We start from the raw sequence: 10,707 nt of genomic DNA, 5'->3' as shown, positions 1-10,707 counted from the left end.
TCCGCCGCCAACGCTCTCTCACTTTCCTGAAGAGAGTGAGAGAGCGTTGGTCGAAAAGACGCGTCAACTGATAGAGCGTTGGGGAAAAACCCGCGTTAAGTGAGAGAGCGTCCCGGGGGGTGGGCTACTTTTCTACCAGGGTGAGGACGTCGTAGGTGGCCACGATCTCGTCGTTCTGGTTGGTGAGGACTGCGTCCCAGGCCACCTCGCCGTATTCGTCGGTTTCGCGCGGGGTGATCTTTTTCGCGGTAAGGGTCACCCGGATGGAGTCGCCTGCGGCCACCGGCGTGATGAAGCGCAGGTTCTCCAGCCCGTAGTTGGCCAGGACCGGGCCCGGCGCGGGTTCAACGAACAATCCGGCGCCCCAGGCCAGCAGCAGGTAGCCGTGCGCCACGATGCCGGGGAAGAACGGGTTGGCTTCCGCGGCTTCCTGGTTGGTGTGGGCGTAGAACGTGTCGCCGGTGGAGTTGGCGAAGGCGCTAATGTCCTCCAAGGTGACCTGGCGCAGGTCGGAGCGGACGGCGTCGCCGACCCGCAGCGTGGCCAGTGACTTCCGGAAGGGGTGCGTCCCTTCGGTTTCAACGGTGAAGTTGCGGTCCGCTCCGGTGTGCCAGATGCCGGTGACGGCGGTCAGCATGTTGGGCGAGCCCTGGATGGCGGTGCGCTGCATGTGGTGCATCACCGAGCGGATGCCGCCCAGCTCCTCGCCCCCGCCGGCGCGGCCGGGACCGCCGTGGACCAGGTGCGGCACAGGCGAGCCGTGGCCGGTTGACGAGCGGGCGTCCTCGCGGTTGAGCATCAGGACGCGGCCGTGGTGCGCTGCGATTCCGGTAACGAGTTCGCGGGCAACCGCAGGATCGTTGGTGCAGACCGAGGCCACCAGTGAGCCGCTGCCGCGGGCGGCGAGGCGGACGGCGTCGGGAATATCCTGGTAGCCGATCACGGACGAAACCGGGCCGAATGCCTCGAGCGAGTGCACTTCCTCCGCCTCCGGGTTGTTCCAGTTGAGCAGGACGGGCGCCATAAACGCGCCGCCGCCAGCTACGCCGGTGGACCCGTCGGCAGCGGTGACCGACGGCGATTCGAGGGTTCCGTACGCAAGCTCACCGCCGGCGTCGAGCATGGACTGCACGGCCGCACGGACGTCCTCAAGCTGCTCGACGGAGGCGAGCGCGCCCATGGTGACGCCGTCAGCACGGGGGTCGCCGAGGACAACGCGTTCAGTGATGCGCTTGCCGATGGCGGCGGACACGGCGTGGACCAGTTCCTGGGGCACGATGGCGCGGCGGATGGCGGTGCACTTCTGCCCTGCCTTGGCCGTCATTTCGGTGACCACGGACTTCACGAAGGCGTCGAACTCCGGGGTGCCCTCCACCGCGTCGGGGCCGAGGATCGCGGCGTTCAGAGAGTCGGTTTCGGAGGTGAAGCGGACGCCGCCCTGGACCACGTTCGGGTGGGACTTCAGGGACAGCGCGGTGGAAGCGGAACCGGTGAAGGCTACCAGGTCGCGGTAGTCCAGCACATCCAGGAGCCCACGGACCGAGCCGGAGATCAGCTGCAGCGAACCCTTGGGCAGGATGTTGGATTCGACGATCGCCTTGACCACGGCCGCTGCCACGTACCCCGTGGGAGTTGCCGGCTTGACGATGGTGGGGACGCCGGCGATGAAGGCGGGCGCGAACTTCTCGAGCATGCCCCAGACCGGGAAGTTGAAAGCGTTGATCTGGACGGCCACGCCCGGGATGCGGGTGTAGATGTGTTCGCCGGCGAAGGATCCGTCCTTGGACAGCACCTCCATGGGACCGTCCACCACCACCTGGGAGTTGGGCAGCTCGCGCCGGCCCTTGGATCCGAAGGTGAAGAGAACGCCGATGCCGCCGTCGATGTCGATCATGGAGTCGATCTTGGTGGCGCCGGTCTGGGCGGAGAAGGTGTAGAAATGGTCGCGCCGGGCGTTCAGGTACTGCGCCAGTTCCTTGAGCTTGAGGGCCCGCTGGTGGAAAGTGAGCCGGCCGAGTTCCGTCTGGCCGGTGGTGCGGCCGTACTCGACCACGGCGCCCAGGTCCAGCCCTTCTGTGCTCACCTTGGCCAGGATCTCTCCGGTGCTCGCGTCACGGACGGGGACAGCGGATCCGGCGGAGGCGTCGTCGGGCGTCCACCACCCGTCCATGATGAAGCTGGGCACTGTCTCCACGGTGTCGACCGTGGCCTGGGGAGCTGTGGCGGTGGTGGTCATCGTTGACGGGTCCTTCCAACAAGGGGGGCAGACAACGGCCGGCCATGATTACTGACCGTCCGTTCGGTAATATATTCACCATACATGACGTGTCGTACTGCAGACTAGAAGGCCCGGACTGAAATGGCCACCCTAAAGGAGAACGAATGAGCGCCCCAGCACCGCAGGATGCCGCGGACAACCAGCCGTCAGAGCACGAACTGTGGAAGATCCACCTCGGCGAGCTCGACGAGAAGATGGGTGTAAAGATCCTTGAGGAGTCGGTGGAGCGGGTGGTGGCCACCATGCCGGTGGAGGGGAACAGGCAGTCCTTCGGGCTGCTGCACGGCGGCGCTTCCCTTGCTGTGGGCGAGGCCGTGGGATCGTGGGCAGCGGTGATCCACGCGAGCACCATGGGCAAGACCGCGGTGGGCGTTGACGTCTCGGCCACCCATCACCGCTCGGCGCGCGAGGGACAGGTGACCATTACGGCCACGCCCATCCACCTGGGCGGCACCCTCACCACGCACGAGGTGGTCATCACCAACGAGGCCGGCCAGCGGCTCTGCACCCTCCGCATCACCAACCTGCTGATGCGGCGCCACAAAACCCGTTGACCTATCAGATATCGTCGCCATTTGGCCGGTTGGCGACAATACCTGATGGCTCATTGCCGGATGCGTTGCTTCCGGCGGCGGACCAGCACCATCAGCACGCCGCCGACGGCGATCGCGGCCGCGGCAGCCAATGCCGCCGGGACCAGTGCGTTGGCTCCCGTGACGGCAAGGTTGCCGCTGTTGCCCCGGTTGCCTGAGGTGTTGGCCAGGTCAGCGGGGGCGCTGACAGGCGGGAGTACGACGACGGCGGCCGGGTCTTCCGTTGGAGCCGCCGGAACCGGCGGGGCCGGGACAGCCGGGGCCGGGTCAGCGGGGATTGGCTCCGGTGCCGGGGCGGGGGGCACCTGCGCTGGCGGGTCAACGGGCGCAGGATCGCCCGGAGCAGGTGGCGCCGGCGGTGTTGGTTCGGCGGGTGCCGCTTTCTCGAACTCGAAGCTGCTGGCGCCTGAGGTACTGAACCCGTTCACCGTTTCGGCGGTGAACCGGAGTGTTCCGCCGCTCTCGGGAGCCGGGAAGCTCCAGTTGCCGTCGCCGTCGACCGCCACGTCAAACCAATCCTGCCCCTGGAGAGTGACGCGGACTTTCGACCCCGCTGCCACCCCCGAGGCGGGGGCAGCAGGGACATTGCCGCTGATGGCCTGCCCGGGTTCGTAAGTGGCTCCAGCCGCGGGAGACGTGACCGCCGGCTTGTTGAGGAAGAGCTCCAATTCGTAGCCAGGCAGGACGGCCAGGCTGTCCCTGAGGGTGGCAGCTACGGCGAAGTTCTGGATGACGTTGCCGTTTTCATCCGGGGTGTCCCCCGCTGCGTGGGTGCCCACGGCGTAGTTGCCGCTGACATAGGGTCCGCCGGAGTCCCCGCCGCTGGACTGGACCCCGTACGACAGGAACCCGCGGAATGCCCTCAAGTCGGTCGAATCCGAGAAATACATCGGTCCGGGCACCACAAAAATTCCTACGGCGTCAACAGTGCCGCAGGACCACGCCGAGGTCCTGCCCGAACGGCACACCGGCATCCCCGCGACGGGATCGGCCGTGCCGATGATCTTGACGTCAGGTTCCGGCTCCGATGCATCGCCCCAGGTGCTGGCCGCCGGCAGCGGGTCGAAACGGGAATTGATCGATTCAATAACCGCCACATCAGTTCCGACATTTGCCGGGTTGTCCGGGTCCAGCGGATCCTCGATGATCCTGGAGTTGCCGGGGCCGCCGAACTGGCTGAAGCCGAAACTGCCCAGCGGCTCTGACCTGTCTGATTCCAGCTCGGCCGTCTCAGCTGCGCCATCCGACGCGCAATGGCCAGCTGTCAGGACGGCAGGAAGACCGGCCGGATCAAAGGCAGAGAAGCCGGTGGAGCAGATCCAGCCCGTGCCCGCGATACTGCCGGTGGCGGCGATATAGCCGACTCCCCCGGGAACGTCCGCTTCGGGCGCGAGGGGAGCGCCGCCGTCGAGCTCCACGTTGGTGTACCGGGACACGAACTCAGCCGGGGACTTCTTGCCGGACGCCGCCGGGGCAGCACCGCCCGCAGGTGGAGTCCTTTCGGCTGCCGTCTCAGGAGCGGATTCCGGCGAGTTCACTCCCCCGGTCCGGATCACAAATTTCCCGCCGGATGCGACCACTGCCTGCAGGCCGTCGGTACCCACTTCGCGGACATAGGCCTGGAAAAGCTGCTCGGTGCTGACCGCCAGCTCAGATCCCTGCGGTGGCTGTGATGGACCAGCATCCGGGGCTGGAGAAGCATCCGGGGATGGAGAAGCTGCGGCACGGGGAGTTTCAAGCGGTTCCGCAGCGGCGGGGTCCTCGACTGCCAACGGGAGGCCGCTGCGGGAAAGCGCGGCCACTTCTGCCAGCAGCTCTTCCCCGGAGCCCGACACAACAATGCGGCCATCCTGCAGCTTCGTTCCCACGTATCCCGGGACGTCCCGGAGCTGGGCTGCCACCTCGGCAGCCCGGGTCCCCAGCTCTCCCGCTGCCGCGAACTCCGCGGGGGTCATGTCCAGGTCACGGAGGACGGCTTCCTCCAGGGCAGCCTCGGACAAGCCGGAACCTTTGGAATCGGAGAGGGGCGCGGGCGCGGACGGTGCCGGGGCGGGCGCGGACGGGGCGGGCGCGGACGGTGCCGGCAGGTCAGGTTGGTCCGAGGCCCACACTGGTCCTGCTGCGGCATAGCCGGAGGCCGCCAGGACTCCCGCGGCAGCCCCGGCCGCAAGCAGGCGCCGCAGGTTGCCCGCCGTCACCGGGACACTCCGGCTCCGCAGAGGGACAGAACAGCGTCAAGATCGGCGGAGGTGAGTCCGTTGCGCAGCAGGAAGTTCCGGGAGTCGAGGCTCCGCACAAAGTCCACAACGGCGTCGCCGCGCTGCTCCAGCAAGGGTGCCAGCTCGTGTTCCTCGACATAGCGTTCGCGGTCGTGCGGCGGACCGTGGGTGCGGTAGCGCTCGTTGATGCCGCGGGCTGCCCGCCGGTAGCCCTCGGCGATGTCCCGGTCCGAGTCCCCGGCGAGGTCCTGCACCATGGCCGCCACCATGCCGCTGCGGTCCCGGCCCGCGGCGCAATGCAGCACCACATCACCGTTGGCAGACGCCGCGGCAAGGGCCTTGAAGACCCCCGCCAGCTTTTCCGGGAAAAGCCGGGCGTTGTCCGCATAGTAGGCGGGATCGTTGAGGTAGGGACCGGCGAGCTCGGTAAAACGGGGATCACCCGGTTCTTCGGTGGGGGCGGAAACCACCGACATCTTCGACCAGACCGTTTCGGCCACTGCTGGGTCGCTGTCCCTGCGCCGCGCCTCCGCAGCATTGCGGAGGTCGATCACGGTGCGGACGCCGTCGTCGTACGCCTGTAGCCAGCCCGACTCCGTCAGCCATTCGCGCCGCCCCATGCGGTACACACCCCCGGCCACATGCCATGCGTTGACAGCACCATCCCAGTCCATGGACCCGTCAGCTCTCTTCATCCGCACAGCTAACCACAAGCGCCATGGAGGTGCACGTCACAGGCAGGTACATGAACCAGATATATATGAGTACCCGCTATCCGTGACCCATGCCTCAGGCGGGCGTACCGTGAGCGTACCTGTGTTCGCAGGCCCGCAGTTGATGTTCAGAGGAGAACTTCCATGGCAGATAGAACAGCACGACGGCGTCACTCGGCTTTTGCGGCAGCCCTCGCCACGGTGGCCATGGCACTGGGCTTTACAGCCGTCCCCGCCGACGCGGCTCCGCCGCCACAAGTGGATTATGTAGCACTTGGGGACTCATATACGGCAGGTATAGGTGCTGGTCCTTATGACTCGACCCTTACCTGTATTCAGACGTCCGGTGGTTACGTGGATGTAGTGGCGAAGACGGGCCGGGTGGATCTGCTGCTGAATACCGCATGTAGTGGCGCACAGCTTCTCGGCGGCGAAACCAGCGTGGCTGCACAGCTAAGCGATCCAGATACGTTGGCCGCTCTCACACAAGCGGAACTGGTGAGCATTACGGCAGGCGCCAACGATCTCGGGTTTGCCCAAGTGCTGGGGATTTGCGCGACCATGAGCGTGGAATCTTGTAGGGCTATAGTGGCCGAGAGGACATCGGACGCGAACTTGCTTTTGCTTTTTGCAGCATTGAAGCAGACCTATGAAGTGATCCAAGCAGCCGCTCCTGATGCCACGGTCGTCGTATTCGGTTACCCCTTGCTCTTCAATACAGAAGACCCAGCCGTCTCCCTCACGATTCCCCTGGCGAGTCAAGAGCTAGTCAACGCCGGCACCATCAAACTAAACACCGTCATTGAAGCGGCTGCCACGGCGGCGGGTGCAGAGTATGTCGACGTGACGGATGAGTTTGCCGGACACGAGGTCAACTCCGTGGATCCGTGGATATTCTTTTCCGCCTTTGTCGATGCAAATGGCACGCTGCAGATCGACCCCAGAACCTTCCACCCAAACAAGGAAGGGCACCGCGCTTACGCGTCCGCACTCCTGGAGGCAGTCAAACCGGCACAATTGGCCCGCCAGTAACTAACCGCCCTCACCCGCGCCGGGCCAGCCGGTATTCGAGCCCGGCGCGGACCATGGGCCATTCGTGTTCGAGGATGGAGAACACCACGGTGTCGCGGAGAATCCCGTCCCGTGTCCTGGAATGGTTGCGGAGCACGCCGTCCTGCTTCGCCCCGAGCCGCGCGATGGCCTCACGCGACTGGTGGTTGAGCCAGTGCGTCCGGAACTCCACGGCCGGGCAGCCCAGCGCCTCAAACGCGTGGCGCAGGAGCAGCAGCTTGGAGTCCGGATTCGTCCCGGTCCCCTGCACGGAAGCGGCATTCCAGGTGGAGCCGATCTCCACACGGGGAGTGCCGGCGTCGACATTCATGTAGGTGGTCATCCCGATAATCCTGCCCTGGCCGCCCGTAGCCGGATCGTTCAACCGGGTGGTGAAGGGCAGCATGGAGCCTTGCTCCTGCAGCGCAAGCCGCCGCTTAACCTCGGCCGCCATTTCATCGGGAGCCGGCACCGAGGTGTACCAGAGCCGCCACAGCTCGCCGTCAGTGGCCGCCTCAATAAGTCCATCGTGATGTTCCACGGACAGCGGCTCGAGGGTTACATACCGTCCGGTCAGGGTAAGGGGTTCAAGGAAAGTCACTGCACCAGCCTAGGTCCAACCTCCGCAGCCCGTTAGGCTGGGCACGGACCCGGGACAGCAAACGAGGGAGATGACGTGTCAGGAACCAATCCGGACCCGGAGAACGACAAGCTGACCGGCCTGGAGCCGGGCGGCGGAGTGCCACCGGGCGAAACGCCGCCCGGCGAAGCCTCCACCACCGGCCCGCAAGGCCACGACGAACACGGCACAAAGAAGAGCACCCAGGTAATCGTGATCGCTGCGATCGCGGTGGTGGTCCTGTTGGCGTTGCTCTACTTCGTCGGCTACATCGTGGGATTCTTCGACTAACAGGCTGCGTTAGCTGGGCCAGTCAAAAAAGCCCTTCCCGGTCTTGCGTCCCAGCTCACCCCGCGCCACCTTGTCCTTCAGGATCTGCGGCGGCGCGAAGCGTTCACCCAGCGTGGAGTGCAAGTACTCGGCTATGCCCAGCCGGACGTCCAGCCCCACGATGTCCGTGGTTTTCAGCGGGCCTGTGGGGTGTTTGTAACCCAGGACCATGGCGGCGTCGATGTCTTCGGCGGACGCGACGCCCTCCTCCACCATGCGCATTGCCTCCAGGGCGATGGCCACGCCCAGCCTTGAGGACGCGAAACCGGGAGCGTCATTGACGACGACGGCGGTCTTGCCGAGTGCCTCAACCCACCCTTTGGCCGCGGCGGCGAGTCCGGGAGACGTACGCTTTCCGAGCACCACCTCGATGAGGGTGGACGCCGGGACCGGGTTGAAGAAATGCAGCCCCAGGAAACTTTCCGGGCGCTTCAGCTCGCCGGCCAGGCCGTCCACGGACAGGGAGGAGGTGTTGGACGCCAGGTACCCGTCGTCGGGCAACCGGTCCTCGATGCCGCGCAGCGCTGTCACTTTCAGGTCCCAGTCCTCCGGCACCGCCTCGACCACCAGTTGCCGGTCCTTGAAGTCGTCGTAATCCACCCCCACGGCCAGCCGTGACACCAGTTCGTCCAGGTTGGCGTCGACGGCTCCGCGCTCAATGCTCTTGGCCGCCGCGGATTCCACCCGTTCCCGGGCCGCCTCTGCCGACTGGTCGTCACGCTCGATCACCAGTACGTCGGCTCCCTTGACGAGGAAGGCATGCGCGATGCCCGCCCCCATGCGGCCGCCACCCAGGACGCCCACCCGTGCCGGGAGGCCGGGGGAAAGTTGTGGTGTGTTCATGAATTCTTTTCTCCGGTCTCAGTCTCAGTGTTCGCGCCGGCACCCTCAGCGGCGCTCCTGGCGGCTTTCTTCTCCGCGTTCCGGTCCAGGAACTTCTGCATCCGGTCGAACTTGGCCTCGGACTCAAAAAGGATTCCCTGGGCCAGCTGGTCAATCAGCGGGTGCGCCTCGGCGGGGGCATGGAACACCGACTTGGTGATACGCACCGCCAACGGGTCCTGCCGGCCGACCCGGTCCGCCAGGTCATGGGCGGCATCCAGCAGGACTTCCGGCTCGTGGATCCCGGTGATGAGGTTCACCCCGAGGGCTTCATCCGCGCCAAGTACCCGCCCGGCGAGGAGGATCTGCTTGGCAACAGGCTCCCCCACCAGTTCCTTGAGCCGCCAGCTCGCCCCCGCGGCGGCAAGGATACCCAGGCCGGTTTCCGGGTTGCCGATCCGAACGTTGGGAGTGCCGATCCGGAAGTCCGCAGCATAGGCCAGCTCCGCCCCGCCGCCCAGGCAGTACCCGTCAAGCGCGGCAATTACCGGCATGGGCAGCTTGGCGATCCGGACGAAAATCGTGGAATTGATCCCCTGCAGGGCATCGTCCCGGCGCCGCTCGCGCAGCTGGCCGATGTCCGCGCCGGAGGCGAAGACGCCGTCAACACCTGCAATGATCAGCACCTTCGGGTTCTGTTCGAGGGCGGCGCAGACCACGTGGAGTTCATCCACCATCTGCTGGTCGATCGCGTTCCGCACGTCGGGCCGGTTGAGGAGCACCACCACGCGGTCGGTACGCTCCTCCACCAGCAGCGCATGGAACTTCTCCGCCGCCAGGTCCACTGCGCCCGCCATCAGACCTTCTCCAGCAGCATTGCAGTACCCTGGCCCACACCAATGCACATCGTGGCCAGCCCCACCTTGGCGTCTTCTCGCTCCATCCGCCCCAGCAGCGTGATGGCGATCCGGGCCCCGCTGGAACCCAGCGGGTGCCCCAAAGCGATAGCGCCGCCGTCGAGGTTCACAATGTCCGGGTCCAGGCCCAGCCGGCGGATGCACGCCAGGGACTGCGTGGCAAAGGCTTCATTAAGCTCGACGGCGCCAAGGTCACCTACGCTGAGGCCGGTCCGCTTCAGGATCTTCTGCGTGGCGGGCACCGGGCCGATACCCATGATTTCCGGCTCACAGCCGGCAGAGGCGCCGTCGATAATCCGGGCGCGCGGCGTGAGGCCCAGCCGTTCGATGGCTGCCTCCGAGGCGACGATAATCGCTGAGGCGCCGTCGTTCAGCGACGAGGAGTTGCCGGCCGTGACTACGGTACCGCCGTGTGTTACCGGCTTCAGTCCGGCGAGGACGTCCAGGGTGGTGCCTTCGCGGGGACCTTCGTCCGTGTCCACAACATGCTCGGATTTGCGGGTCTTGACGGTGACCGGGACGATCTCGTCCTTGAAACGGCCGGCAGCGATGGCGTCCAGGGCACGCTGGTGCGAGCGGACGGCGAAGGCATCGGCGTCCTCGCGGAAAATGTTGTCCACGCGGGCCACTTCTTCCGCGGTTTCCGGCATGGCGTAAGTCATTTTCCCGTCGCGGGACAGCTCGCCCTTGTGGAACCGGGGGTTGGTGAAGCGCCAGCCGATGGAAGTGTCGAAAATCTGGCCAGGCTTGGCAAAGGCGGCGGTTGGCTTCTCCTGGACCCAGGGCGCCCGGCTCATGGACTCAACACCGCCCGCGATCACAATGTCCGCGGCGCCGGCCTTGATCATGTGGCTTGCCTGGATGATGGCGCTCAGGCCCGAAGCGCAGAGCCTGTTGACGGTGATGCCCGGGATATGGAGGGGCAGCCCGGCGAGCAGGATGGCCATCCGTGCCACGTTCCGGTTTTCCTCCCCGGCCCCGTTGGCGTTGCCCAGGATCACTTCGTCGATGCTGTCCGGGTCCAGGCCAGCCCGGTTTACAGCTTCCCGGACCACCAGGGCCGCCAGGTCATCGGGGCGGATGGACGACAGCGCGCCGCCGTATTTGCCCACCGGCGTTCGGACCCCGCCAACAAGGAAAGCCTGCGGACCTGCGGTTGCAGCCAT

10 protein-coding genes are annotated in these 10,707 nt (G+C 66.0%); 3 read left to right on the top strand and 7 right to left on the bottom strand.

What is annotated here, in order from left to right:
* Nucleotides 1-124: 124 nt before the first annotated feature.
* Nucleotides 125-2,236, bottom strand: coding sequence for a phenylacetic acid degradation bifunctional protein PaaZ (gene paaZ / locus ARTSIC4J27_RS04050; protein ID WP_050053922.1), 2,112 nt, complete (start codon nt 2,234-2,236; stop codon nt 125-127).
* A 146-nt stretch (nt 2,237-2,382) separates the two neighbouring features.
* Between paaZ and ARTSIC4J27_RS04045 the strand changes: the two genes are divergently transcribed.
* Complete coding sequence (locus ARTSIC4J27_RS04045) at nt 2,383-2,832, top strand: PaaI family thioesterase (RefSeq protein WP_050053921.1); 450 nt, start codon at nt 2,383-2,385, stop codon at nt 2,830-2,832.
* Between the two features lie 50 nt (nt 2,833-2,882).
* Here ARTSIC4J27_RS04045 and ARTSIC4J27_RS04040 read toward each other — a convergent pair whose 3' ends face one another.
* Both ARTSIC4J27_RS04040 and ARTSIC4J27_RS04035 read right to left on the bottom strand, forming a co-directional pair.
* Nucleotides 2,883-5,069 (bottom strand): S1 family peptidase, encoded by a 2,187-nt coding sequence (locus ARTSIC4J27_RS04040; protein WP_050053920.1) that lies wholly within the window; start codon nt 5,067-5,069, stop codon nt 2,883-2,885.
* Entirely contained in the window at nt 5,066-5,785 is a 720-nt protein-coding gene (locus ARTSIC4J27_RS04035) for a tyrosine-protein phosphatase (RefSeq protein WP_235436520.1), read from the bottom strand. Before ARTSIC4J27_RS04035 ends, ARTSIC4J27_RS04040 begins: the two co-directional genes overlap by 4 nt.
* A gap of 162 nt (nt 5,786-5,947) precedes the next feature.
* Here ARTSIC4J27_RS04035 and ARTSIC4J27_RS04030 point away from each other — a divergent pair, with 162 nt between their 5' ends.
* Nucleotides 5,948-6,835, top strand: coding sequence for an SGNH/GDSL hydrolase family protein (locus ARTSIC4J27_RS04030; protein WP_050053918.1), 888 nt, complete (start codon nt 5,948-5,950; stop codon nt 6,833-6,835).
* Between the two features lie 10 nt (nt 6,836-6,845).
* On the opposite strand, the gene ARTSIC4J27_RS04025 is transcribed toward ARTSIC4J27_RS04030, so the two are convergent.
* On the bottom strand, nt 6,846-7,454 hold the full coding sequence (locus tag ARTSIC4J27_RS04025; RefSeq protein ID WP_050053917.1) for a GNAT family N-acetyltransferase: 609 nt from the start codon (nt 7,452-7,454) through the stop codon (nt 6,846-6,848).
* A 75-nt stretch (nt 7,455-7,529) separates the two neighbouring features.
* Here ARTSIC4J27_RS04025 and ARTSIC4J27_RS04020 point away from each other — a divergent pair, with 75 nt between their 5' ends.
* Nucleotides 7,530-7,763, top strand: coding sequence for a DUF6480 family protein (locus ARTSIC4J27_RS04020; protein WP_050053916.1), 234 nt, complete (start codon nt 7,530-7,532; stop codon nt 7,761-7,763).
* A gap of 9 nt (nt 7,764-7,772) precedes the next feature.
* Here ARTSIC4J27_RS04020 and ARTSIC4J27_RS04015 read toward each other — a convergent pair whose 3' ends face one another.
* From ARTSIC4J27_RS04015 to ARTSIC4J27_RS04005, 3 genes are read right to left on the bottom strand one after another with little or no spacing between them, the layout of a single operon-like run.
* A complete protein-coding gene (locus tag ARTSIC4J27_RS04015; protein ID WP_050053915.1) occupies nt 7,773-8,645 on the bottom strand; it encodes a 3-hydroxyacyl-CoA dehydrogenase family protein in 873 nt (290 codons plus the stop codon).
* On the bottom strand, nt 8,642-9,481 hold the full coding sequence (locus ARTSIC4J27_RS04010; RefSeq protein ID WP_152683769.1) for an enoyl-CoA hydratase/isomerase family protein: 840 nt from the start codon (nt 9,479-9,481) through the stop codon (nt 8,642-8,644). The genes ARTSIC4J27_RS04015 and ARTSIC4J27_RS04010 overlap by 4 nt, the downstream gene beginning before the upstream one ends.
* The gene (locus ARTSIC4J27_RS04005; protein WP_050053914.1) at nt 9,481-10,707 is read right to left on the bottom strand and encodes a thiolase family protein; all 1,227 of its coding nucleotides are present in this window, start codon (nt 10,705-10,707) and stop codon (nt 9,481-9,483) included. Before ARTSIC4J27_RS04005 ends, ARTSIC4J27_RS04010 begins: the two co-directional genes overlap by 1 nt.

Origin of the sequence: Pseudarthrobacter siccitolerans, assembly GCF_001046895.1 — a bacterium.
Taxonomy (GTDB): domain Bacteria; phylum Actinomycetota; class Actinomycetes; order Actinomycetales; family Micrococcaceae; genus Arthrobacter; species Arthrobacter siccitolerans.
The sequence above is the reverse complement of the archived record's forward strand: the minus strand, read 5'-3'. Positions and strand labels throughout refer to the sequence as shown.